The 24138-nt window shown below is 72.2% G+C and carries 22 protein-coding genes; 6 read left to right on the top strand and 16 right to left on the bottom strand.

The window, feature by feature from the left end:
- Window positions 1-61: 61 nt before the first annotated feature.
- From ACFT5B_RS01480 to ACFT5B_RS01455, 6 genes are all read right to left on the bottom strand, one after another.
- Window positions 62-4918, bottom strand: a complete 4857-nt coding sequence (locus ACFT5B_RS01480; RefSeq protein ID WP_386796195.1) for a DUF2961 domain-containing protein — start codon at window positions 4916-4918, stop codon at window positions 62-64.
- A 214-nt stretch (window positions 4919-5132) separates the two neighbouring features.
- Window positions 5133-5846, bottom strand: coding sequence for an ABC transporter ATP-binding protein (locus ACFT5B_RS01475; RefSeq protein WP_386796199.1), 714 nt, complete (start codon window positions 5844-5846; stop codon window positions 5133-5135).
- Window positions 5839-6846, bottom strand: a complete 1008-nt coding sequence (locus ACFT5B_RS01470; protein ID WP_386796194.1) for an ABC transporter ATP-binding protein — start codon at window positions 6844-6846, stop codon at window positions 5839-5841. Before ACFT5B_RS01470 ends, ACFT5B_RS01475 begins: the two co-directional genes overlap by 8 nt.
- Window positions 6843-8132 (bottom strand): branched-chain amino acid ABC transporter permease, encoded by a 1290-nt coding sequence (locus tag ACFT5B_RS01465; protein WP_386796193.1) that lies wholly within the window; start codon window positions 8130-8132, stop codon window positions 6843-6845. The genes ACFT5B_RS01470 and ACFT5B_RS01465 overlap by 4 nt, the downstream gene beginning before the upstream one ends.
- Window positions 8129-9187 (bottom strand): branched-chain amino acid ABC transporter permease, encoded by a 1059-nt coding sequence (locus ACFT5B_RS01460; protein ID WP_386796192.1) that lies wholly within the window; start codon window positions 9185-9187, stop codon window positions 8129-8131. Before ACFT5B_RS01460 ends, ACFT5B_RS01465 begins: the two co-directional genes overlap by 4 nt.
- A gap of 78 nt (window positions 9188-9265) precedes the next feature.
- Entirely contained in the window at window positions 9266-10504 is a 1239-nt protein-coding gene (locus tag ACFT5B_RS01455; RefSeq protein ID WP_386796191.1) for a branched-chain amino acid ABC transporter substrate-binding protein, read from the bottom strand.
- A gap of 524 nt (window positions 10505-11028) precedes the next feature.
- Here ACFT5B_RS01455 and ACFT5B_RS01450 point away from each other — a divergent pair.
- Window positions 11029-11232, top strand: coding sequence for a cold-shock protein (locus ACFT5B_RS01450; RefSeq protein WP_284292806.1), 204 nt, complete (start codon window positions 11029-11031; stop codon window positions 11230-11232).
- A 95-nt stretch (window positions 11233-11327) separates the two neighbouring features.
- Here ACFT5B_RS01450 and ACFT5B_RS01445 read toward each other — a convergent pair whose 3' ends face one another.
- The 4 genes from ACFT5B_RS01445 to ACFT5B_RS01430 form a co-directional block, all read right to left on the bottom strand.
- Entirely contained in the window at window positions 11328-12125 is a 798-nt protein-coding gene (locus tag ACFT5B_RS01445) for an amino acid ABC transporter ATP-binding protein (RefSeq protein WP_386796190.1), read from the bottom strand.
- The gene (locus tag ACFT5B_RS01440; RefSeq protein ID WP_386796189.1) at window positions 12122-13162 is read right to left on the bottom strand and encodes an amino acid ABC transporter permease; all 1041 of its coding nucleotides are present in this window, start codon (window positions 13160-13162) and stop codon (window positions 12122-12124) included. The genes ACFT5B_RS01445 and ACFT5B_RS01440 overlap by 4 nt, the downstream gene beginning before the upstream one ends.
- 28 nt (window positions 13163-13190) lie before the next feature.
- Complete coding sequence (locus ACFT5B_RS01435; RefSeq protein ID WP_386796188.1) at window positions 13191-14114, bottom strand: ABC transporter substrate-binding protein; 924 nt, start codon at window positions 14112-14114, stop codon at window positions 13191-13193.
- Between the two features lie 124 nt (window positions 14115-14238).
- Window positions 14239-14940, bottom strand: a complete 702-nt coding sequence (locus ACFT5B_RS01430; protein WP_386796187.1) for a DUF2993 domain-containing protein — start codon at window positions 14938-14940, stop codon at window positions 14239-14241.
- A 42-nt stretch (window positions 14941-14982) separates the two neighbouring features.
- Here ACFT5B_RS01430 and ACFT5B_RS01425 point away from each other — a divergent pair, with 42 nt between their 5' ends.
- The 4 genes from ACFT5B_RS01425 to ACFT5B_RS01410 are packed head-to-tail and all read left to right on the top strand — an operon-like array spanning window position 14983 to window position 19030.
- Complete coding sequence (locus ACFT5B_RS01425) at window positions 14983-15792, top strand: uracil-DNA glycosylase (RefSeq protein WP_386796186.1); 810 nt, start codon at window positions 14983-14985, stop codon at window positions 15790-15792.
- 9 nt (window positions 15793-15801) lie between these two features.
- The gene (locus ACFT5B_RS01420; protein WP_386796185.1) at window positions 15802-16968 is read left to right on the top strand and encodes an NAD(P) transhydrogenase subunit alpha; all 1167 of its coding nucleotides are present in this window, start codon (window positions 15802-15804) and stop codon (window positions 16966-16968) included.
- Entirely contained in the window at window positions 16965-17552 is a 588-nt protein-coding gene (locus ACFT5B_RS01415; RefSeq protein WP_386796184.1) for an NAD(P) transhydrogenase subunit alpha, read from the top strand. The genes ACFT5B_RS01420 and ACFT5B_RS01415 overlap by 4 nt, the downstream gene beginning before the upstream one ends.
- Window positions 17549-19030, top strand: coding sequence for an NAD(P)(+) transhydrogenase (Re/Si-specific) subunit beta (locus tag ACFT5B_RS01410; protein WP_386796183.1), 1482 nt, complete (start codon window positions 17549-17551; stop codon window positions 19028-19030). The genes ACFT5B_RS01415 and ACFT5B_RS01410 overlap by 4 nt, the downstream gene beginning before the upstream one ends.
- On the opposite strand, the gene ACFT5B_RS01405 is transcribed toward ACFT5B_RS01410, so the two are convergent.
- The 3 genes from ACFT5B_RS01405 to ACFT5B_RS01395 form a co-directional block, all read right to left on the bottom strand.
- Window positions 19017-19175 carry a hypothetical protein gene (locus tag ACFT5B_RS01405; protein WP_386796182.1) on the bottom strand — a complete coding sequence of 53 codons (159 nt, stop codon included), beginning with the start codon at window positions 19173-19175 and terminating at the stop codon, window positions 19017-19019. The genes ACFT5B_RS01410 and ACFT5B_RS01405 overlap by 14 nt on opposite strands.
- A 149-nt stretch (window positions 19176-19324) precedes the next feature.
- Entirely contained in the window at window positions 19325-19690 is a 366-nt protein-coding gene (locus tag ACFT5B_RS01400) for a UBP-type zinc finger domain-containing protein (RefSeq protein WP_386796181.1), read from the bottom strand.
- Window positions 19691-19763: 73 nt separating this feature from the next.
- A complete protein-coding gene (locus ACFT5B_RS01395) occupies window positions 19764-20495 on the bottom strand; it encodes a phosphotransferase (protein WP_386796180.1) in 732 nt (243 codons plus the stop codon).
- 159 nt (window positions 20496-20654) lie between these two features.
- On the opposite strand from ACFT5B_RS01395, the gene ACFT5B_RS01390 reads away from it, so the two are divergent.
- Entirely contained in the window at window positions 20655-21374 is a 720-nt protein-coding gene (locus ACFT5B_RS01390) for an HNH endonuclease family protein (RefSeq protein WP_386796179.1), read from the top strand.
- A gap of 2 nt (window positions 21375-21376) precedes the next feature.
- Here ACFT5B_RS01390 and ACFT5B_RS01385 read toward each other — a convergent pair whose 3' ends face one another.
- The 3 genes from ACFT5B_RS01385 to ACFT5B_RS01375 form a co-directional block, all read right to left on the bottom strand.
- Window positions 21377-22228, bottom strand: a complete 852-nt coding sequence (locus tag ACFT5B_RS01385; protein WP_386796178.1) for a family 1 encapsulin nanocompartment shell protein — start codon at window positions 22226-22228, stop codon at window positions 21377-21379.
- Window positions 22225-23562, bottom strand: a complete 1338-nt coding sequence (locus ACFT5B_RS01380) for a Dyp-type peroxidase (protein WP_386796177.1) — start codon at window positions 23560-23562, stop codon at window positions 22225-22227. The genes ACFT5B_RS01385 and ACFT5B_RS01380 overlap by 4 nt, the downstream gene beginning before the upstream one ends.
- Window positions 23563-23658: 96 nt before the next feature.
- Window positions 23659-24132: an aminoacyl-tRNA deacylase gene (locus tag ACFT5B_RS01375; protein ID WP_386796176.1), complete on the bottom strand. Its 474-nt coding sequence runs from the start codon at window positions 24130-24132 to the stop codon at window positions 23659-23661.
- Window positions 24133-24138 lie beyond the last annotated feature (6 nt).

The following is a 24138-nucleotide window of genomic DNA, read 5'->3' as shown; positions in this document are numbered from 1 at the left end:
CCGCCGGTGGGTCCGGCGGCCGCCCCCTCCCTCGTGCCCAGGCCGAGATCCGGCGGGCCGATCAGCCGCCCAGCGTCGCCCCGAGCTCGTCGTCGCCGCCGATCGGGCTCGCGCCCAGCCGCAGGCTCCCGAGCGGGTAGGTGCCGATTCCCACGGGACGGCCGCCGGGCTGCCACAGCGGCTGCCAGACGACGGCGCCCGAGCCGGCGTAGAAGCGGTTGTCGGTCCCGAACGCCCCGCCCTGGTACCGGGCCGCGACGCTCGCGTCCGGCCCCGTCGACTGCGTCCAGGCCGGGAACCCGTGCACGTCACCGCCGGGACGGTCGGGGTTCGCGTCGTCGCCGGTGCGCAGGCCGGCGCCGTCGACGGTGAACGACGCCTCCCAGACGGGAGCCGACAGCGCGCCCGTCACGTGCAGGTCCGCCGACGACGTGAACGCGTTCGTACCCAGGTCCAGCGTCCAGTCCACCGACGCCGGCTCGTCGCCGAGCGGGACGTCCTCGAGCCGGAGCGTCGACCCGTCCACGCGGACCGCACGCGCGGCGCCCGTGACGTCCGTGTTCCCGAAGTTCCCGACCCCGAGGTAGGGCGAGGTCCCTCTGTAGTCGTCGTCGAGGACGCGCCGGAACCCGCCCGAGCCGTCGGCGACGTCCATGGAGCGCACCTGGGTGCGTGGCGACGTCTCGACGTCGAGCCGGTAGCCCGGCGCCGTGACGGTCCTGCCCTCGGTGACCTCGGTCCCCTGCCAGTCCAGCGGTCGCAGGTAGACGCCCCCCGCGCCCCAGCCGGCGCCGCTGACGTACCACCGGCCGTCGGTGTCCTGGACGACCTCCGCGGCATGCTCGGCCACGTGGCCCGCGGCGTCGTCGTACGAGAAGTGCAGCGGGTCGCGGCTCTTGTAGACGCGGGTGTCGTCGTACCCGGCCTGGCAGCACACGAACAGGTAGTACCAGCCGTCCTTGTGCACGACGAAGGGCGACTCCGTGGGGCCGCCGGACGTGCCCGTGGCGGGGTGCGTGAAGGCGACGTGCTTCGCACCCCAGTGCACCAGGTCGGTGCTGGTCCGGTAGGCGACCTCGTGGTTCCCGCCCGACGGCGTCGAGGTCGCCGTGTAGTACATGACCCACTGCTTCCCGACGCGGAGGACCATCGGGTCGCGCGCGTCGAAGCCGTCCCGGAAGAGCGCGTCGGGCCGCTTCGTCCACGTGCTGAGGTCCGTGCTGGTGGCGAGCCGGATCTGGTACGTCTCGTGGTCGTCGTCCAGACCGGCCGAGTAGTACATGAAGTAGGTGCCGTCGTGCTCGAGCACGAACGGCGCCCACACGTGCTTCTCGCCCAGGTCGAGGTCGGCGTGGATCACGCCCGGCTGCTTCGTGTACTGGGCCTGCGTGAGGCTCGACGCGGTGGCGTGGGCGAAGAAGCTCTCGTCCAGCGGGTCCGCGGGCTCGGCGTGCGTGATGCCGAACAGGTGCCACGTGCCGTCCGCGCCGCGCACGAACGTGTGGTCGTTGACGTACCAGGCCTCGTCCTCGCCCGCCGAGGGGTCGTAGATGCGCTTCCGGTCCCCGCCGAGCACCACGGACGTCGTCCGCGTGTACGGCGTGACCCGGACGTCGGAGCCTCCCCGGAGCGTGAGGTTCACCGTGTCGAGGCCGATCATGTAGCTCGTGGCCTTCGCGTTCTTCCCGACGGCGGTGAGGGTGAGCGTGTGCTCGCCCTCGCTGAGCTGCACCGAGCCGAGCGGCCTGGTCGTCACGCCGACGCCGGACGCCCGGTAGTTGTCGACCGCGTCGCCCAGGTCCTTCCCGTCGAGCGCGACCTGCGCGACCGCGTAGTCGACGGCCTGCGTCATGACCGCCGAGACGTCGTAGGTGCCCGCCCGCGGCACGTCGAGGCGCAGGGTGACCGCGTCGCCCGCCTTCGCCCCGTGGAACCACAGCTGGCGGTCGCCGGACCAGGTCACCCCGCAGCAGTTGCCCTGGGCCTCCACGAGAGCGTCGGCGGCGACCGCAGGGAGCAGCGACTCGCCCTCGACCCGCCACGTCGAGCCGGTCGTGGCGTGCACGACACCCGACACCGGCCCGGTGTTCCCCGAACCGTCGACGGCGCGGACCCGGTAGTACCAGGTCTGCTGGAGGTCGAGGTCGCGGTGCGTGAACGACGGCAGCGTCGACGTGCCGACGAGCGTGCGGCCGTCCGGCCTGAAGCCGGGGCGTGTCGACGCGTAGACGCGGTAGCCGTGCACCCCGACGTCGTCCGACGCGGCGTCCCAGGCGAGCCGGATCGCGTTGCCGTCGGTCCCGGTGGCCACGAGCCCCGTCACGCGCGACGGCGCCCGGTGGTCGGGCAGGGCACGGCCGAGCGAGAGGGCCTGGTACGACGCGGCCGACCAGGCGGGAGCCCCGTCCGACGGCGTCAGCGTGACCGTGATCCGCCGCTTGCCCTCCGTGAGCGCCGGCGGGAGCGTGAGCTCGTCGTCGAGCCAGCGCTGTGTCGCATTGTCGAGCGGCTCGAGCCAGGTGCCCGCCGGCCTGCCGTCTACCGACACGGCCGCCGACTGCCAGCCGGCAGACTGGTCCGACGTGCGCCGCAGGACCACGGCGGACGCCCGCGGGTCCACGGCCATCCGGAAGGTCACCGCGCCCGTCGCGGACGCGACGTCGTCCGTCATCGGCTCGTCGTCGTGGTCGCCCTCGAACCGGGCCGTCAGCGTCGTCGCCGCGCCGGACCCGGAGTAGGCGTGCGCCGACTCGTCGGCGGCGTCGCCCACGTCGATCGTGTCGGTCGTCCGCGCGGCCGGGGTCGACGCGCCGTACCAGTACGCCGTGGAGGAGTACTCCGCGGGCTCGTTGTCGACCGGGCCGTGCTCGATGCCGAACGTCAGGCCGGAGCTGAACGCGACCGCGTCGGCGATCATCAGGCGGTACGGCGAGTCGCACTGGTAGGCGCACCCGTTCGTCTTCGTCGGCATCGCGGACAGGCCGTTGAACGGGCTGGAGAACTCGCGCCGGTTGAAGTACCAGCCCGACTCGTAGAAGTCCTCGGTCCCCGTCCCGTGCAGCGCGGGCGAGCGGCTGCCGTCGACGTAGACGCGCTCGTCGCCCTCGAGGTAGTCACGCAGGTTCCCCGACGTGATGTGCCCCCGCATCGTGTGGCTGACTCCCACGAACTTGCCGCGTCCCGCGGTGTCGAGGAAGGTCCAGTCCTGCCCGGCGACGGTGTCCCCCCGGTGGTGCGTGGCGTTGAAGTACCCGACGGTCGGGTCGGTGCCGTGCAGCCGGCGCCCCAGGCCCGGCTCGGCGTGCGCGGTGACCTGGGCCGTCCCGGACTCGATCGTCCGGTCGGAGCGGTTGACGAGCTCGACGGTCGCGCGCTCGGCGTACGGCATGGGCCACCAGCTCGAGTACCAGCCGCCGTCCCCCGCGTCCATGGCGTAGAACAGCGCCGAGACCGGCGCCTCGGTGAGACCCGAGCCGAAGAGCTCGCCCAGGGGCGACTCCACCGTCTTCCGGCCGTCGAAGCTGATCCGGACGTAGACGTCGCGCAGCAGCTCGTTCGAGGCCAGGACCGCAGGGTCGTCGGGTCCGGGGGCGTCGGTCTGGACGGGCGTGCCGGTCCAGGTCTGGCCCGTGATGGCGTAGGCGTGGGCCTTCTCGCTCGCGAGCCCGGCGGCGGACGGTCCGACGTCGAGCTCGTCCGTGCGCACGGGCTTGCCGCCGACGACGGAGTCGACCCAGTAGTGGAACTCGTTCCAGTCGATCGTCGCCGACACGAAGGTGTTCGTGACGGTGATGTGGGACTTCCCCGCGGTGAGGCTCGCCGGGAGCTCGAGGGTCTGGTAGCTCCACACCCCGGCGACGTCGTCGGTCGCCTCCCACCGGCCGGCGTCCTTGCCGTCGACCGTCACCGTGGCCACCTGCCTCGCGCTGTTCGCGTCGAAGCGCCGGCGCAGCTGGACCCCCTGGTTGGCCGGGTCGACGGCGACGGTGAACGTGCTGGTGCCCTTGTGGGCGCGGCCGTCGTCCGCGATCGCGGTCAGCGGCTCCGGTCCGACGACCTGGGGCACCCGGAGCCGGAGCTGCGAGATCTCGCCCGCGCCCTTGAGGTCGGCCAGCCGCGCGGTCCTGCCGGGGGCGAGCCGGAACGGCGTCGTCGTCGTCCGCGCCCCCGCGACCGCGGGCTTCGGGTCCGCGCTGCCCCAGCTCCGCGAGGCGTCGATGACGTCCTGCGCGGTGTCGGAGGGGTCGAAGGTCGCGACGCCCACGGCGTCGGGGAACGTGCGGTAGGTGACGTGGTAGAAGAGCGGGTTGTGCTGCACCGTGACCCGCATCGACTCGCGGTACGGCATCGGGACCTTGATCCAGACCCCGCCCGAGCTCTGGTCGGCGTTCGCGACGAACGGCTGCACGAACGGTGCGCCCAGCTTTCCGTCGACGACGTCCTGGAGCCTCGCGTCCAGGACCGTCCGTCCGTCGAGCTGGACCGTGATGGTGCCGGTCGCGCTGACGTCCCCGTTGTCGCGCGTGAACCAGATCGAGTCGATCTCGCCCGGCCCGCTGCGTTCCGCGATGACGCACCCCGTGTCGGTGGTGCGAAGGCAGCTGTGGGTGCCGGCGAAGCCGTCGTCGTTGCCGCCGGTGCGGTCGAAGCTCGAGAACTGGCGTGTCCGGACACCGGTGGTCAGCTCGTCGACCCGGTCCAGGTGCCGGTAGGTGTCCCAGCCGACGGGTCCCTTCGCGGCGCCGGAGCCGTGCGACGCCGGGCCGTGGTCGAAGCCGACGGCCGCAGCCGAGGCCGCGGACGCTGGCAGGGGTCCTGCCGTCGCCGTCGGCAGGGGCAGGACGGCGGTCGCCAGCGCGGCCGCCCCCGCTGCCAGGACGGCGCCGAGCCGGCGCTTTCGATCGTTCGACTGCCTCATCGCACTCACCCTCCAGGACCGCCCCGTCGCGGTCGGGTCGCATCGTCGCGGTGCAGAGCCACCGGCCAGACCAGCCGGAAATCGATTACAGAATCGACTCTGGTAGACAAGCACAACTCTCAGGAACTGACAAGACCGGGCTCAGCGACGGCACGACGGACGCCGCCCGCCCGGCGCCACGAGGGCACCAGGGCGGACGGCGTCCGCGACAGCGTCAGGCGACGCCGAGATAGGCGGCCTTCACGGCGGGGTCGACCAGGAGGTCGGGCCCGGCACCCGTCGTCACGACCTCGCCGGTCTCGAGGATGTACGCCCGGTCGGACCGCGACAGCGCCTGCTGGGCGTTCTGCTCGACGAGCAGCACCGTCGTCCCCTGGTCGTGGATCTCGCTGATGATCCGGAAGATCTGCTGGATCACCATGGGGGCGAGGCCCATCGACGGCTCGTCGAGGAGCAGGAGCTTCGGCCGCGCCATGAGCGCCCGGCCGATGGCCAGCATCTGCTGCTCGCCACCCGACATGGTGCCCCCGACCTGCGTCTTGCGTTCCGCGAGCCGGGGGAACAGCTCGAAGACACGGTCGAGCGTCTCGTCGTGCTCGGCCTTCGTCGTGAACGTGCGCGCGTACGCGCCCATCTCGAGGTTCTCCATGACGGTCATCCCGGGGAAGACGCCGCGGCCCTCGGGCGCCTGCACCACGCCGGCCAGGACCCGCTTGTGCGCCGGCATCCGGGTGATGTCCTGACCGTCGAACCGGATGGTGCCCGAGGAGAGCGGGCGGATCCCGGAGATCGCGCGCATCGTGGTCGTCTTGCCGGCGCCGTTCGCGCCGATCAGGGTGACGAGCTCGCCCTCCTCGACCGCGATCGAGAGGTGGCGGACGGCCTCGATCCGACCGTAGGAGACGGAGACGTCGTCGAGCTCAAGCAGTGGCATCGTCGGGCACTCCCAGGTAGGCGGCGATCACGGCGGGGTCCTCGCGGATCTCGGCCGGCAGGCCCTCCGCGATCTTCCGACCGAACTCGAGCACGACGATGCGGTCCGTGACTCCCATGACGAGCCGCATGTCGTGCTCGATGAGGAGGACGGTGAACCCGTCGTCGCGGATCTTGCGGACGAGGTCCTGCAGGTCCTCCTTCTCCGACGGGTTGAACCCCGCCGCGGGCTCGTCGAGGCACAGCAGCTTCGGCTCCGTCGCGAGGGCGCGGGCGATCTCGAGCCGCCGCTGGTCGCCGTACGGGAGGTTGCGCGCCTGGTGGGTCGCGCGCGCCCCGATCCCGACGAACTCGAGGAGCGCCATGCCGCGGTCGATGGCGTCGCGCTCCTCACGCCGGTGCCGCGCGGACCGGAAGATCGCGCCCGGCACCGACGTGCGGTGCCGTGCGTCCGTGCCGACGACGACGTTCTCGAGCGCCGTCATGTCGCTGAAGAGCCGGATGTTCTGGAACGTGCGCGCGATGCCGAGCCGCGTGATCTCGTTGCGCTTCACGCGCACCAGCGGGTGCCCGTCGAACACCACCCGGCCCGACGACGGCCGGTAGACCCCCGTCATCGCGTTGAACGCCGTCGTCTTGCCGGCGCCGTTCGGGCCGATGAGCCCGAGGATCTCGCCGCGCCGGATCTCGAACGACACGTCGTCGAGCGCCGTGAGGCCGCCGAACTTGACGCTCACGCCCTCCATCCGGAGGAGCGGCTCGCCGACCCCCGCCTCGACCGTCCGATCGGCGGCGACGATCTCGGCGACCGTCGCCTCGTCCGCGAGGTCCGGGTTGACGGTCGCGAGGTCGACGTCGATCTCCTCGACCTCGCCGTCGGGCAGGTCCTTCTCGCGCACGTCCTCGCTGGTCATGACCTCGTCGTCGGGGGCGAGGTACTGCTCTTCGCTCTCCGCGCCCGCCCGCAGGGAGTCGGGGCTGTTGGGCTCGCTCATCGCTCGCCTCCTTCCTTGGTCTCCGTTCGGCCGGGACCGTCGGCAGGGCCGTCGGCGACGGCCGGGGCGGGGCGGCCGCCGCCGTCCCCGGCGAGCGCCGCCCGGCGGGCCGCCTGGTAGAGCTGGCGCGAGTACGCGAGGAGCTTCTGCCTCGCCGGCAGCAGACCTTGCGGCCGGAAGATCATCAGGATGATGAGCGCGAGCCCGAAGAAGAGGTACTTGTAGCTCGCGATCGTGTCGCCGTCGATCGGGATGCCGAACAGATCGGTCCGGCCGAGGAAGAAGTTCGGCAGGTAGACGATCACGAACGCCCCGAGGATGACGCCGAGCTTGTTCCCCTGGCCGCCGAGCACGACGGCGCAGAGGAAGAACATCGAGTTGACGACGTTGAAGTTGGTCGGGACGACGAACTGCACCTGCCCGGCGTAGAGCGCCCCGGAGAGCCCGCCGATCCCGGCGCCGATGACGAACGCCCAGAGCTTGAACTTGAACGTGGGCACGCCCATGATCTCGGCGGCGTCCTCGTCCTCACGGATCGCGACCCAGGCTCGGCCGACGCGCGAGCGCTCCAGGTTCCCGACGACGAGCAGCACGATGACGATGAGCACGATCGAGACCCAGAACCACCACAGGCCCGAGTTCCACGGCGGGGTGCTGTTCCCGGCCGAGAAGACGCCGTCGGGATGCTCGGCGCTCTCGCCCAGACGGGGGTAGGCGACCTTCTTGAGGCCCTGCCCGCCGCCGGTGATCGTCGTGAGGTTGTCGGCGAGCAGGCGGACGATCTCGCCGAACCCGAGCGTCACGATCGCCAGATAGTCGCCGCGCAGCCGCAGCGTCGGCGAGCCGAGCAGGAGCCCGGAGACCGCGGTGATCGCGATCGCGATCGGCACGCAGAAGAGCCACGCCCAGTCCTGGGAGAGCCACTGGTCGGTGAGGTTCCACGGGCTGTCCGGGCTGGTCAGCAGGGCGACCGTGTAGGCGCCGATGGCGTAGAAGCCGACGTAGCCGAGGTCGAGCAGGCCGGCCTGCCCGACGACGACGTTGAGGCCGATCGCGACGAGCGCGATCATCCCGAACTGCGCCATCACGCTGCCGAAGTCGGTGCCGACGGTCGTCAGGACGGGAATCCGAAGGACCGGCAGGAACGCGATGAACACGATGAAGGGGACGCCGACGAGCCACTGGGTCGGCCGCGCCTGGGCGTCCCACCAGAGCCGGAACCGGTCGCCGACGCCGTGGTACGGGCGCCCGTTCGCCGTGGTCGGGGTGCTGGTCGTGGTCGTCATGCGCGGGCCCTCCCGAGAGACTCGCCGAGGATGCCGGTCGGCCGGAACAGGAGCACCAGCACGAGGACGACGAACGCGACGACGTCGCGCCACTCCGTCCCGAACAGCGCCTGCCCGTACAGCTCCATGACGCCGAGCAGGAGGCCGCCGAGCAAGGCCCCGCGCAGGTTGCCGATGCCTCCGAGGACGGCCGCGGCGAACGCCTTGATGCCGAGGATGAACCCGCCCGAATAGATGATCCCGTTGGGGATCTTGAGGCTGTAGAGCATCGCCGCCGCACCGGCGAGCAGGCCGCCCAGGAGGAACGTCAGCATGATGACGCGCTCGCGCGACACCCCCATGAGCGTCGCGGTGACGGGGTCCTGCGCGACGGCGCGGATCCCGCGCCCGAACTTCGTCGCGTTGACGAACCGGTCGACGAGGAACGCGAGCACGAGGGCCGCGACCACGATCACAAGGTCGACGTTGCTGACGTCCGCGCCGCCGAACGAGAAGACCGTGGTCTCCTGCACGAGGCGGATGGGCTGCTGCGCGGTCGTCCCGCCGAAGTTGCCCCCGGTGAGCTTGGGGAGCACGAAGTGCACGAACTCCTGGAGCACGAACGACGCGCCGATGGCCGTGATGAGGAACGTGAGGGACGGCGCGCCGCGCTTGCGCAGCGGGCGGTACGCGACCCGTTCGAGCCCGACGGCCGCGCCGCCCGAGACGGCCATGCCGCCGATCATCGCGATCAGCAGGTACATCACCGTCAGGGCCGTGCCCTGGGTGTAGACGTCGCCGCGAGGGGCGAAGCCGAGCGCCCACAGGACGGCGTACTGCCCGAACATCCCGAGCATGAAGATCTCGGAGTGGGCGAAGTTGATGAGGCGCAGGACGCCGTAGACCAGCGTGTACCCCACGGCGATGAGGGCGTAGATCGCGCCGTAGGTCAGTCCGTCGACGGTGAGGGACCAGAAGCTGGAGAAGAGACGATCGGTGTTGAAGTCGATGACGCCGTCCGCGGCGAGCGTGGTGTGGGCGGACGCGAGGACGTCAGAGAGCAGCAGGACGCTCATGGAGCTCCTCGAGGTGGATCCGGTGCAAGGTCACGACGCCGCGACGGCCGAGCCCGTGGGCCCGGCCGTCGCGGTCGATCACTTGACCTCGTAGATCCAGATGAGCGCCGAGGAGAGCTCGCCGGTCGAGCTCCACTGGTAGTGGCGGGCGAGCCCGTCGCCGGAGTAGCTCTTCACGTAGTCGACGAGCTTCGCGCGGTCGGTGATCCCCGAGTCGATGCCCGCGAGCATGATCGTCGCGAGGTCGTAGCCCTCGACCGAGTAGACACCGGGGGCACGCCCGCCGTTCGTGGACTTGTAGTCGGTCGCGAACTGGTCGGGCGCCGGGCCGCACGGGCAGGACAGCAGCGCGTCCTTCGACGCGCTCCCCGCCTGCTTGACGAACTCCGGGTCGTTGGTGCCGTCCGCCGAGACGAACGTCGCGTCCACGCCCGACGACCGGAGCTGCGACACGAAGGGCGCGGCCTCGGCGTAGTACCCGGCGTAGAAGATCGCGTCCGCGTTCGCGCTCTTGACGATCTGCACGGTCGCCGAGAAGTCCTTGTCGCCGGCCTTCACGCTCGCGGCGCAGTCCTTGTCGGCGGAATCGCCGAGCGCGTCCGTGACCGCCTTGGCGAGGCCGACGCCGTAGTCGGAGTCGTCCTGCACGACGCAGACCTTCTTGAAGCCCTTCGAGTCGACCAGGTAGTGCGCGACCGCCGGGCCCTGGACGCCGTCGTTGGCGAGGCCGCGGAAGAAGTTGGTCCAGCCGTTCTTCGTGAGGTCCACGTTGGTGGCCGACGCCGTCAGGGAGAGCAGGTTGGCCTGGTGGAAGATGTCGCCCACAGCGGCGGTCTCGCCCGAGAACGCCGGGCCGAGCAGACCGACCACGTTCTTGTTCGCCACGATGGTGGGCGCGACCTGCGTGGCCTTCTGCGGGTCACCCTCGGTGTCGTACCCCTTGAGCTGCACCTGGCAGTCCGCGTTGGCCTTGTTGTGCGCGTCGACGGCGACCTTGGCCCCGTCGATGATGTTGATGCCCAGCGCGGCGTTGGGTCCGGTGAGGGCGCCGGCCATGGCGATCGTCGTCGTCGACGCGCACGTGGCCTTCCCGTCGCCGGCGGGGTCCGCGGCGTTCGAGGCGTCCGCGGCCGGGACCTCCTTGCCCGACTCGTCGATCTGGACGACCGGCTGGATCGACAGGTCGCCCGACGCGGTCGCGCTTCCCGTCGATCCGCCCCCGCCGCCGCCCGAGTCGTCCTTCGATGCACAGCCGGCGAACAGCAGTGCGGAGGCCATCGCGACGGCGACGGCTGCGGTGGGGAGACTGCGACGCATCTGGTTCCTCCAAGGTGGTGCAAGCCTGCCGGGGCCGGCCCCGGCTCGCTGACGTCGGGCTTTGCCGACGTGGCGAGCAAGTTACTCCCGCGTAGGGCCAAAAAACAGACATTCGCCGGCGCGTGTCGAAATCGTGACTGACCGGAAACAAGGCAGAAACTCCCTGACTCGCATCGAGGCACGGTCACGAAATGGGCAGCCACCAGCAGTGATGCGTGTCACACCGGCGTTCCGTCGGGGTCCGCCGCCGACGGTGACCCCTCCTCCGCTCACCGCGCTCGGTGTCGCCCGCCGCGTGATCCCCTCGGCGCTGCGTCACGCGCGGCGTCTCACCTGGTGGACGAGAGCAGGGCTTCCGTGCCGAGCGCGGGCGGCGCTCGCGCCCTAGGCCTGTCGGTCCGAGAACGGCTCTAGTACAGTGTTCGCCGAGTGCTTGCTTGTCTTCTTCACCGGAGTCGACGACGAACACCGTGCATGCGCCCTCGACGGTCGGGGGCGTGTACCGACTCCTGAAGGAGATATCCATGGCTACTGGCATCGTGAAGTGGTTCAACGGCGAGAAGGGCTACGGCTTCATCGCCCCCGACGACGGCTCCGCCGACGTCTTCGCGCACTACTCGGCCATCCAGTCGACGGGCTTCCGTTCGCTGGACGAGAACCAGCGCGTCGAGTTCGACGTGACGCAGGGCCCGAAGGGCCCGCAGGCGGAGAACATCCGCCCGCTCTGATCTGAGCCTCGGCGGCCCCTGGGCCGCTGACGACGAGCCCGGCTCCCCGCGAGGGGTGCCGGGCTCGTTCGCGTCTCGGGACCTGCCCGGGTCCCCTAGAGCACGCTCGCCAGGAACTCCCGCGTCCGGGCCTCCTGCGGGTTCTCGAGCACCTCCGACGGCGTGCCCCGCTCGACGACGACGCCGTCGGCCATGAAGACCACCTGGTCGGCGACCTCCTTGGCGAACCCGAGCTCGTGCGTGACGACGATCATCGTCATGCCGCTGGCAGCGAGGTCGCGCATGACGGCGAGGACCTCCCCGACGAGCTCGGGGTCGAGGGCGGAGGTGGGCTCGTCGAAGAGCATGAGCTCGGGGTCCATGGCGAGCGCGCGTGCGATGGCGACGCGCTGCTGCTGCCCGCCGGAGAGCTGGGCGGGGTAGTGCTCGGCGCGGTCGGAGAGGCCGACGCGGCGGAGCAGCTCGTCGGCGCGAGCGCCGGCCTCGGCCTTGGAGCGCCGGAGCACCTGGACCTGCGCCTCCATGACGTTCTGCCGGGCCGTCATGTGCGGGAACAGGTTGAAGCGCTGGAACACCATGCCGATGCGCGCGCGCTGCCGGGCGATGTCGCGGCTGCTGAGCCGGAACAGGGCGGGCTTCCCGCCCCGGGTGCCTTCGCGGTAACCCATGAGCTCGCCGTCGACGCGGATGCGGCCCGCGGTGATGTCCTCGAGCTCGTTGACGCAGCGCAGGACGGTGGACTTGCCGGACCCGGACGGCCCCAGGACGACGCAGACGCTCCCGCGCGGCACGACGAGGTCGATGCCCCGGAGCACGTGCAGGTGCCCGAACTCCTTGTGCAGGCCGTCGATCTCGACCATCGGTGCCGTGCCGCTGGTGGTGGACTCGTTCATCGGGCACCTCCCGCGCCGCCGGCGTGCGGCCGGCCCATGTCGTCGAAGACCGCGATGTCGGGCGTCGTCCCCGCCTCGGCGATCGCCTCCTGGCGGGTGGTCCGCCCGCCCGGCCCGCCGCGGCGTCCGCCGCGGTGGTGCTCGTCGAAACCGCGCCCGTAGTACCGCTCGAGGTAGTGCTGGCCGATCATGAGCACGCTCGTGATGGCGAGGTACCAGAGGGCGGCGACCACGAGCAGCGGGATCGGCTGGAACGTCCGGCTGGCGATGGCGTTCGTCGCGAACTGCAGGTCGAGCGTGAACGGCACCGCGAGGACGAGCGACGTCGTCTTGAGCATGGAGATCGTCTCGTTGCCCGTGGGCGGGACGATGACCCGCATCGCCTGCGGGAGGACGATGCGCCGCAGGATCGTGGAGTCCTTCATGCCGAGCGCGCGGGCGGCCTCCTCCTGCCCGCGGTCGACGGACTGCAGCCCGGCCCGGACGATCTCTGCGAGGTAGGCGGCCTCGTTCAGGCCCAGCCCGAGGATCGCGGCGCGCGACGCGGTGACGAGCTCCGTCGTCGTGAAGTGGAACCACTCCGGCCCGAACGGGATCCCCAGGGAGATCTTGGGGTACAGGACCGAGATGAGGCCCCAGAACACGAGCTGGGTGTAGATCGGGGTGCCGCGGAAGAACCAGATGTAGACCCAGCTCGTGTACCGCATCACGGGGTTGTCGGACCGTCGCATGATCGCGAGCAGCACCGCGAGCACGATGCCGAGGATCATCGCCGCGACGGTGAGCCACAGCGTCCAGCCGACACCGCGGACGACCTGCTCGTTGAAGAGGTACTTCCCGACGGTCGGCCAGTCGAACTTGTCGTTGGTGACGAGCGCGTGCACGACCATCGCCGCGAGCACGAGCACGACGACCGCGGACAGCCAGCGGCCGGGGTGGCGGACGGGGACCGCGTGGATCCGGTCGGGGACGGGGTCGGTGGACGGTGCGGCAGGGCCGGGCGACGCTGCCCGGCCCTGCCCTGCGAGATCGCTCATGACGCTCAGTCTGCTCCCGCTCGGGCGGTCAGCCGACCGACGGGTTGAGCTCGGCGGTCGTCACGGCGCCTTCCTCGTTGCCCCAGGCCTTGAGGATCTTGCCGTAGGTGCCGTCGTCGATGAGCTTCTGGACGGTCTTCTGGATGACGTCGGTGAGCGGCTGGTCGGTCTTGGAGACGACGATGCCCTGCGGGGCGGTCGCGAACACGTCACCGAGCTGCTCGAGCTGGCCGTTCGTCTGCGACAGCGCGTAGGCGATGATCGGCGAGTCCGCGTACATGGCGTCGAGCTTGCCGCCGACGAGGTTCGTGGTGACGTCGGCCTGCGAGTCGTAGCTCAGCTGGTCGATCTTGTCCTTGCCGCCGTCGGTGCACTTCTTCGACAGGTCGGCGAGCTCGTCGGCCTCGACCGTGCCCGTCTGGACGCCGACCGTCTTGCCGCAGAGGTCGCTCTGGTCGACGCTCTTCGGGTTGCCCTTCTGGACGGCGAAGGCCTCGCCGGCCTGGAAGTACTCGATCATGTTGACCTGCTTGGCGCGGTCCGGGTTGATCGTGAAGGACGAGACCCCGATGTCGTAGCGCGAGCCGATCGACGGGATGATGTTGTCGAACTTCGACGTCTGGATGTCCGGCTTGAGGCCGAGGGTCGCGGCGATCGCCTTGACGAGGTCCACGTCGTAGCCGACGGGCGTCTTGCCGTCGTCGCCGATGTACTCGGCGGGCGCGTACGTGGTGTCCGTGCCCACACGGAGGGTGCCCGCGCTCTTCACGGCGTCGGGGACGGCGGCGGCGAGCGTGGCGTCCTTGGCGACCGAGCTCGGGTCGAACGTCGCGGCGCCGGCCGAGGCCTTGTCTCCGGAACCGGAGTCGCCCGAGTCGGAGCAGCCGGCGAGCACGGCGGCCAGGGTGGCCGTGGCCACGAGGGCGGTGCTGATGGTGCGAAGTCGTCGCATCGTTCCTCCTGAGGTTGCGCCGCAAGCGTTGCAGCCCAGGCGTCGCACCTCGCGACGCCGCGGCACACAGTATGCGCGTTGTGTTACTGCCTCGTAACCACGGTTCGCACCGTGGGCGCCGCGATCAGGAGGACGCGAGATGCTCGAGCGCCACGTCCGAGGCCGTGGCGCTGACCCGTACCCCGCCGTCGGAGCCGTCGCGCGCCGGCACCACGCTCGCACCGGTCAGCGTGACGCCCTTCGGCAGGTCGAGCGGGACCTTGAGCCCGTCGAGCGTGCTCGCCAGGCCGCCCGGGAGCGCGTTCGCCGAGACGGTGGCGCCCGCGATCTTCGCGGCCTTGACGTCGACGGCGAGCGAGCCGCCCGACACCTTCGGCTCGAGCACGAGGCCGACGTCCAGCCCGAAGACCTTCGTGGTCGCGACGAGCCCGTCGTCGGTCGCCTCGATGGCGACGTCGGAACGCGTGCGAGCGGCGACCTGCTTCTCGAGCTCCGCCGACGGGACGGTCGCCTCGACCGTCCCGTCCGTCACGACGTACGGCGAGGTGAGGCTCACGCCCGTGCCGTCGACGTCGACGTCGGTCACGGTCGTCCCGCCGAAGGTCGCCGATCCGGCACTGACGGTGACGTCGTCGAGCGAGCCGTTCCAGAGCTGGGTCAGGAACGGGAAGCCGTGGATCGAGGCGGAGACGTCGCGCGCGTCGGTCTGGGCGGTCGCCTCGTGGGCGAAGGTCCGCTCGAACGCCCAGCACGCGACGCGGTCGGCCGCGACGGCGAGGAGGGCGAGGACGATGACGGTGATGAGGAGCCTACGGAGGAAGCGCACCCCGGTACGGTACGGGGCGATCCCGGGTGGGACGATCGACGGGTGCCGTCCTCCCTCGAGCCTTCACCGGACTCCCCCGTCGGGGCGCCCGGCGCCGCGACCACGGACGACACCGCCCGCAATCCGTCCCACGCCCCCGCGGCGCGCGATCTCGCCACGCTCGACACGCTGGTCGTCGGGTGCACGGCGTGCCCCCGGCTGGTCGCGTGGCGCGAGCAGGTGGGGCGCGAGCGGCGCGCCGCGTTCGCGGCCGAGGAGTACTGGGCGCGTCCCGTGCCGAGCTTCGGCGACCCGGCCGCCGGGATCCTCGTGGTCGGGCTGGCTCCCGCGGCGCACGGCGGGAACCGGACGGGCCGGATGTTCACGGGCGACCGGTCCGGCGACTTCCTGATCGCGGCGCTGCACCGTGCGGGCCTCGCGTCCCAGGGCACGTCCGTCGCGCGGGGCGACGGGCTCGAGCTCACCGGCGCCCGCCTCGCAGCCCCGGTGCACTGCGTGCCGCCCGAGAACAAGCCCACGCCCGAGGAGCGTCGGACGTGCTCCCCCTACCTCGCGCGCGAGCTCGAGCTCGTCGGACCGCGGGTCGTCGTGACGCTCGGCGCGTTCGGGTGGAACGCGACGCTCGACGTGCTGGCGGCGGCGGGCTGGGCCGTCCCCCGGCCGCGCCCACGCTTCGGTCACGGCGCAGAGACGGTGGTTTCACGTGAAACGTCGGAGGGTGGCGTCGACGCAGGTCAGGTCACACTTCTGGGCTGCTACCACCCGAGCCCGCACAACACGTTCACGGGCAAGCTCACGCCCGACGCGATGGACGCGCTGCTCGCCCGCGCGCGAGCGCTCGCCGCGGCATAGGTTCGTCGTGTGGCCCTGACGCCGGACGCACCACCCGTGAGCGTGGGGGTCCTGCGCGAGCACGGCGCCGGCGAACGACGCGTGGCCCTGGTGCCGGAGGTCGTCGGGCGGCTCGTCCGCGACGGGCTCTCGGTCGTCGTCGAGCACGGGGCGGGCGAGGCGGCCTTCTTCCCGGACGCGGCCTACGAGGCCGCCGGGGCGACGCTCGGCGACGGGTCCGCCGTCCTGGCGGCGGACGTCCTGGCGTGCGTCCGCGTGCCCGACGCCGGTCTCACGGCTTCCCTGCACCGCGGCCAGGTGGTCGTGGGTCTCCTCGCGCTCGGTGGCCACGCCGAGGAGGCGCACGCCCTCGCCGACGCCGGGGTCGTCGCACTCGACCTGGCACTCCTCCCCCGCACGCTCTCGCGCGCCCAGACGATGGACGCGCTCACCTCGCAGGCCTCGGTCGCGGGGTACCGGGCGGCGATCGTCGCGGCCGAGGCGTTCGGGCGGTTCTTCCCGATGATGATCACGGCCGCCGGGACCGCGAAGCCCGCGCAGGTCCTCGTGCTCGGCACCGGCGTGGCCGGCCTCCAGGCGATCGGGACGGCCCGGCGCCTGGGCGCGCAGGTCACGGGGTACGACATCCGGCCGTCGTCGGCGGACGAGGTCCGCTCGCTCGGCGCGACGTTCCTCCAGCTCACGAGCACCCCCGCGGGCGCGGGCGAGGGCGGCTACGCGCGCGAGCTCACCGACGACGAGCGCGCCGCCCAGCAGGCCGAGCTCGCGGGGCACGTCGCGCGGTTCGACGTCGTGATCACGACGGCGCAGGTGCCCGGGCGCCGACCGCCCGTCCTGGTCACCGTGGAGACCGTGGCCGCGATGCGGCCCGGCAGCGTCGTCGTCGACCTGGGGGCGAGCGACCTCGGCGGCAACGTCGAGGGGTCCGTGCCCGACGAGCGCGTCGTCACGCCGGGCGGCGTGACCCTCGTGGGCGCGGGCAACCTCGCGTCGGAGCTTCCGACGGCCGCTTCGTCCGCCTACGCACGCAACGTCGCCGCGGTGCTCCGCGCCGTCGTCCGGGAGGGTCGCCTCGACGTGGACGCGGACGACGAGGTCGTGCGCGCGATCCGGGTCCCCCCAGCCCCGGACACTGCGATCGCCGACCCTGCCCCGATCGAAGGGGCGACCGCATGACCCCGGAGCTGGCGTCGTCGATCAGCATCTTCGTGCTCGCGCTGCTCGTCGGCTTCGAGGTGATCAGCAAGATCCCGACGACCCTGCACACGCCGATGATGTCGGGCGCGAACTCGATCCACGGCGTCGTCCTGGTGGGCGCGATCCTCGTCTCGGGTCTCGCCGACAACCCGCTGGGCTACGTCCTCGCGTTCCTGGCCTCGGCGTTCGCGGCGATGAACGTCGTGGGCGGCTACGTCGTCACCGACCGCATGCTGGGCATGTTCCGAGGAAGACAATCACCCTCGGCGAACGCAACGTCACCCTCGGCGAACGCAGCGTCACCCTCGGCGAACGCAACGTCACCCTCGGCGCACGCAACGTCACCCTCGGCGGAGGCGAGCCGGACGCCCGAGGCGGCGGGGCGGGCCGGGGCTGCGCCCGAGGATGCGAAGGGCGTGGCGGGGCTGGCGGGAGCCGAGCGAGGAACGAGCGAGGCGGATGGTAGCCCGAGCACGTCGGGCGCAGCCCCGGCCGGCCCCGCCGCCGGACCCGACCCCGGCACCGGCACCGGCACCGGCACCGGCGACAGGAACGACCGATGAGCGCGACGCTCACCTTCACGTGGCTCGTCTACCTCGGCGCGGCGGTGTGCTTCGTGCTCGGCCTCCACCTCATGCGTTCCCCCCGCACCGCGCGCCGCGGCAACGTGGTGTCGGCGTCGGGCATGACGGCGGCGGTGCTGGTGACGGCGCTGCTGCTGCTGGACGAGGACGGGGGCGGCGTCGGGTGGCACGGCGGGGTGTGGGCGGGGGTCGCGCTGGCGGGCGGAATCGTCGTCGGGGGCGGGTACGGCCTGTACGCGGCGCGTCGGGTCAGGATGACGGCGATGCCGCAGCTGGTGTCGTTGTTCAACGCGGTCGGGGGCGGCGCGGCAGCGACGGTGGCCCTGGCGGACGCGTCGCGCGAGCTGGCGGCAGGGTCGTGGGACGGGTTGCCGGCGTCGTTCTCGGTGCCGGTGGCGCTGGACGTGCTGATCGGCGCGGTGACGTTCTCGGGCTCGCTGGTGGCGGCGGGCAAGCTGCAGGGCTGGGTGCCCGGGGCCCCGATCACGTTCCGGGGTTCGCGTGCGCTCGCGCTGGTGTCGGCGGTCGTGGCGGTCGGCGCCGGGGTCGGGGTGGCGGTCGCGGGCGGCGGGTCGAGCGACGGTGCGCGCACGACGACGACGGTCGCGCTCGTGGTGGCCGTGGTCGCGGCGCTCGGGTTCGGGGTCCTCATGGTGCTGCCGATCGGCGGCGCGGACATGCCGGTCGTGATCTCGCTGCTCAACGCGTTCACTGGCCTGGCGGTGGCGATGGCGGGGTTCGTCGTCGACAACGAGGTCATGATCGTGGCGGGTGCGCTGGTGGGGGCGTCGGGATCGATCCTGACGAAGCTCATGGCGGACGCGATGAACCGGTCGGTGGGGTCGATCCTGCTGGGCGGTTTCGGCACGGGCGACGCGCCGTCCGCGGCGGGCAGTGCCAGCGTCGGCGCGGGCGCCGCGGTGCGCACGGTCGACGCCGACGACGTCGCGATCCAGCTCGCGTACGCGCACCGGGTCGTCCTGGTCCCGGGTTACGGGCTCGCGGCGGCGCAGGCGCAGCACGAGCTCGCGGACCTGGCGAACCTGCTGTCGTCGCACGGGGTGGCGGTGTCGTACGCGATCCACCCGGTCGCGGGCCGCATGCCCGGGCACATGAACGTCCTGCTCGCGGAGGCGAACGTGCCGTACGAGCAGATGAAGGAGCTGGAAGAGGCGAACGCGGAGCTCGACCAGTGCGACGTGGCGCTGGTGGTCGGCGCGAACGACGTGACGAACCCGGCGGCCCGCCGCCCGGGGACGGCGATCTCGGGGATGCCGATCCTCGACGTGGACCACGCGCGCTCCGTCGTCGTGGTGAAACGGTCGATGGGCCACGGGTACGCGGGCATCGACAACGAGCTCTACACCGACCCGCGCACGGGGATGCTGTTCGCCGACGCGAAGGACGGCCTGGCCCAGCTGGTCGCGGCCGTCAAGGAGTACGTCAGCGCGGCGTGAGCCTGCGGGTGGGCATCCGCACCGCGCGGGCGACGGTGCCGCGACGCGCGGCGCGCGCCGTCTCGAGCCGCGCCAGCACCTCCATGCGGCGCAGCTCGCGCTCCCACGGTTCGGGGAGGGCGACTCGCCCCCGGTGCGTCGTCATGACTGCCATCCGTCGTTCCCGTCCTGCCGGCGCCGCGCTGCGGCACCTGTCCCGTTCATGTGGACGGCGCCTTCCGCGGGCGCCGTCGAGATGAGGGAGCGCCGGCACGTCGCTTCGTGACGGCCATGACCAGGTGAGACGGGGGTGAATCAGTGGATCAGGTCGCGCCAGTTCTCGGGGACGCGGTCCGTGGGCCACGGCGCGCCCTGATCGGTCGGGTGCGCGAGCGGCGGCGCGAGGTCGGGGCCGTCCGTGTAGTCGTTGGTCCGGTAGTCCCACCACCAGTCCTCGCCGGGCTCGTACGAGCGCATGACGGGGTGACCCGTCTCGGCGAAGTGGCGGCTCGCGTGCTGCTCGGGCGAGCTGTCGCAGCAGCCGACGTGCCCGCACTCCGCGCAGCGGCGCAGGTGGACCCACCAGCCGCCCGCGGCGCCGCACTCGACGCAGCCCGGGCCGCTCGGGGGCGCCGTCGGGTCGATCCCCGGGGTTCCGGTCGCTCCGCTCGGCTGTGCCATGGCGTCTCCTCTCGACGCTCCCACGGTAGGCCGCACGGGGCGGTCCGGCACCGCGGAGCGGTGGGTGGTCCCGTCAGCCCTCGGCGAGGACGGCGATCCGCTCCACGTCGCGGCGGTACATCGCGGCGTGCGCGGTGAGGTCGTGCCGGCCCGTCTGGGCGGCGCGGTCCTCGGTGAACGCGGCGAGCTCCTCGAGCCGGGCGACCATCGTCCGGAGCACGTCGGAGGGCGTGATGGGGTCCCACCCGTAGACCTGGACGATGCGGTTGAGCCGTGCGGTCCGCTCGGCGTCCCCGCCGGTCCACCCGGCGTCGTCGACGTACGGCGCGAGCCGGTACGCGAGGTAGGCCAGGTCCCAGACGCGCGGCCCCGGCGAGGCGGTGTCGAAGTCGATGAGCCCGACCATGCGGCCGCCGCGGAACACCATGTTGTAGGGCGCGGCGTCGTTGTGGCACACCACCTCGGCGGGCTCGTGCACCGGCAGGCGCCAGGCGGGCGACGACGCGACGAAGCCCACCGACGCGTCGTGGAGGCGGCGCAGGAACAGCACGGCCTCGTCGAGCACCTCGGGGGTCCAGAGCCAGGCCGGGCTGTCGTGCGGGACGTCTCCCTCGAGGTACGAGACGATCTCACGGCCCCGGTCGTCGACGCCGAACGGCTCGGGGATCCCCGTCATCCCGGCGGCCCGGAGGTGGCGCAGGTAGGACTGGATCGTCGTCGTCCACGGGCCCGCAGCGCGGCGCACGGTGTCGCCGATCCGCAGGACGGGCGTCGTGTTGCCGCCAGGCAGGTGCTCTTCGATCATCGCGTCCATCGTGCCTGACGAGACGGCAATCGCGAATTCGGCGCGTTTGTCTGGATCGCGGGCACGGCGCCCGACGGCGCGGCTGGGGACGGCGGGACCCATGCACAGCGCCCGTGCGCACGGCCGCCCGGGACGGGGGCCGTGCGCCACGCTCGCCGGGTGCCACGACCCACCCCCGCACGCTCCCCCGCCCGACGCCGGACGCGCCTCGCCACCGCGCTCGCGCTCCTCGCCGCCGTGGTCGCGGTGGCCGTGGGGGCGCCCTACGTCGTCGCGCACGCCCGCGCGGCGCGCTACCCCGTCGCCGAGGCCGAGCTCGCGCGGGCCCGCCAGGAGCTCGCCGACCTACCCGTGCGGGACCGCGCGTCGTCCGACGGGTACGCGCGCGAGCAGTTCGGCCAGGCCTGGGCCGACGTCGACCACAACGGCTGCGACACCCGCGACGACGTGCTCCGACGCGACCTCGCGACCCCGACGTACAAGACCGGTGGAGACATCTGTACGGTCGAGTCGGGGACCCTCCACGACCCGTACACCGGCCGCACGATCCGCTTCCGACGCGGCCCGGACTCCGCCGCCGTCCAGATCGACCACGTCGTCGCGCTCGCCGACGCCTGGCAGACCGGCGCCCAGGACCTGCCGCCCGCCACCCGGCTCGCCCTCGCCAACGACCCCGCCAACCTGCTCGCCGTCGACGGCCCTGCCAACCAGGACAAGAGCGCCGGCGACGCGTCCGAGTGGCTGCCGCCGAACGCCGGCTACCGGTGCGCGTACGTCGTCCGGCAGCTCCGCGTGAAAGCCGCCTACGGCCTGTGGGTCACCCGCGCCGAGCACGACGCCATGGCCCGCACGCTCCGGACCTGCGCGGTCGTCCCGTGAGCTCAGCGCGTCAGCGGGACCGACGCCTCCGCCGTGTACGACAGGAAGGTGAACGACTCCTGCAGGTACAGCTCGACCGTGTCCGCGGTGTGCGCCGTGTACCCGATCGACACGTCCTGGCCGATCACCAGCTCGTAGTCGCCGCCCCGCGTCGACAGCAGGTACCCGCCCCGCAGCGCCGGCGCCCACACGATGTCGCTGTCGACCATGCGCTCGAGCTGCGAACGGATCGGGTACCCGTAGTCGCGCGTCTCCGAGACCGCCGTGTACAGGTCCGCGTCCAGCACCAGGGCGTACGGGCCCTCGACGCCCGCCAGCCGCAGCTCCGTGACCGCGTGCGCCACCGCGTCCGGGAGCTCGCGCGGGTCCTCCGGGACCGCCACCGGCGCGTTGTCCGAGCCCGGACCGAGGCCGCCGATCCGCGCCGCCTCGTAGCCCTCGAAGATCGCCTTGTCCTCCACCCGAGCCAGCACCGTCGCGGCATCCTTCACCGGCTGCCAGTCCGAGTCCTTCGAGCCCCGCAGCACGTCGTCGACCGCCTGCCGGTCCACCGTGAACGGCACCCGCAGCTCCACCAGCGGGACCACCTCGCGCAGCCGCGACCGCGTGCCCTCGTGCGGCGGGTCGATCGCCGACACGTGGCCCGTGTTCGCCGCCGCCGCCTCCACGCCCAGCGGGCCCGTCACGTCCACCACGCGGCGGCCCGCCACGTTCCGCCGGAACGTCCGCGACGCCTCCTCCGCGATCTCCGCCCACGCCGCGTCGCTCACCGGCGCCAACCAGCGGTGGAGGTTCGACGCCCCCACGACCTGCGCCACCGGCTGGACCGTCACGTTCGGGTCGATGCTGCTCATTGGGGTTCCTCTCTCAGGCTGCCGATGCGGAGGTCTTCTTGTGGGCCGGTCGCGTCACCGTGGGTGCTGCCGGGGGCGGACGGGGCGGAGGAGCTCGGCCTACCATCCGGCGCCCTCGTCCCTCGGGCGCCTCCCGCCAGCCCCGCCACGGCCTTCGCGTCCTCCGCCCTGCCCGCCCCCTCAGGTGTCCGGGTTCCGTTTTCGCCGCGTGAGACGTCCGCTCCGGGTCCCAGGCTCGGGTTGCGCTTCGGCTCCCGCGCCGTTCGTGTGACGTCAGTGACGGCGTGGGTCGGGCCTTGAGACGCGATTCGTGCCAGGTCCGCGGTGGTGACGGTCGGGTCGTCGCCCTCCGCCAGGGACTCGAGGAGCGGGAGGGACGGGACGAAGAAGAGCGAGCCGGTGACGGCCGTGGAGACGTCGAGGATCCGGTCGTAGTTGCCTGCGGGCGCGCCCACGAACATGCGCTCGAGCATGAGCTCGGTGATGGAAGGGTCGTCCGCGTAGGCGATGAAGAACGTGCCGTACTCCCCGGTGGACGGGTCGCCGAACGCCATGTTGTCGCGGAGGATGTCGTGCTCCTCGCCGTTCTCGTCGACGATCGTGTTGAGCGAGACGTGCGAGCTGGACGGCTGGACGTCGTCGTCGAGCTCGACGTCGTCGAGCTTCGTCCGGCCGATCACACGCTCCTGCTCCTCGACGGGCAGCGCGTGCCAGGCGGCGAGGTCGTGCACGTACTTCTGCACGACGACGTAGCTCCCGCCCGCGAAGTCGGGCTCGGCGTCGAGCCCCACGATCGACGCGGCGGCGGCGTCCCGGCCCGTCGGGTTCTCCGTGCCGTCGACGAAGCCCAGGAGGTCGCGCGAGTCGAAGTACCGGAAGCCGACGGTGTGGTCCTCGACCTGCACGTCCTCGCCCAGCGCGTCCATCAGCAGGCGGGTCAGCTCGAACACCAGGTCCTGCCGGTTCGCCCGCACGTGGAAGAACACGTCGCCCGGCGTCGCGACGGCGTCGTGCCGCGCACCCTGGATCGCCCGGAACGGGTGCAGGTGCGCCGGGCGGGGCCTGGCCGGCCCGACCCGGTCCCAGTAGCGCGAGCCGAAGCCGACGACGCACGTCAGACCGGCCTCCGACTGACGGAAGCCGACGGCGCGCACCAGCGAGCCGATGTCGGCGGCCACGTCGAGCACCCGCCCGTCCGCTCCCGCGGCGTCACGGACGCTCACGACGAGGAAGGCGGCGGACGTCGTGAGCGTGCCGAGCACGGCCTGCGGCTCGGGCACGTCGACAGGGACCCCGGGCGAGGTACCGGTCCCTTCGATCGCGTTCAGGGGCACGGCCCGAGCCTTTCACGCGCGCGCACGGCCTGCACCCCTGGGCCACGAGACGGACGTCACGCCCGGCCCGGTGCCGGCGCCGCTCGACCAGGGGGCTCAGCCCCGGACCGGCGCCTCCTCCGTCACGTCGGCGACGGTCGCGCCCAGCGCCCGGACCGCGTCGTCGGCGGTGAGCCGGATCCCCACGCCGTGCGCGCCGCCCCCGAGGGAGATGGTGCCCGAGACGCGCTCGTCGGCGATCACGGGCCACGCGCGCGATGACCCGAACGGCGTGATGGTGCCGCGCTCGTAGCCCGTCACGTCCTTCGCGACCGCGGCGTCGTGCATCGAGAGCCGAGAGACACCGAGCAGCGTCCGCAGCTTGGGCCAGGAGATCGTCCGGTCGCCGGGCACGAGGACGAAGAGGTAGTCGTCCTCGCCGCGGCGCACCACGAGCGTCTTCACGATCCGGCTCGGCTCGACGCCCTGCAGCTCGGCCGCCTCCACGAGCGAGCGGGCCCTGGCATGCTGCGTGACCTCGTACGGGATGCCGGTGGCCTGGAGGGCGGCGACGACGGTCTCGGTGCTCATGACTGC

The sequence above is a fragment of the Luteimicrobium sp. NPDC057192 genome (assembly GCF_042670205.1).
Lineage (GTDB): Bacteria > Actinomycetota > Actinomycetes > Actinomycetales > Cellulomonadaceae > Luteimicrobium.
The sequence above is the reverse complement of the archived record's forward strand: the minus strand, read 5'-3'. Positions and strand labels throughout refer to the sequence as shown.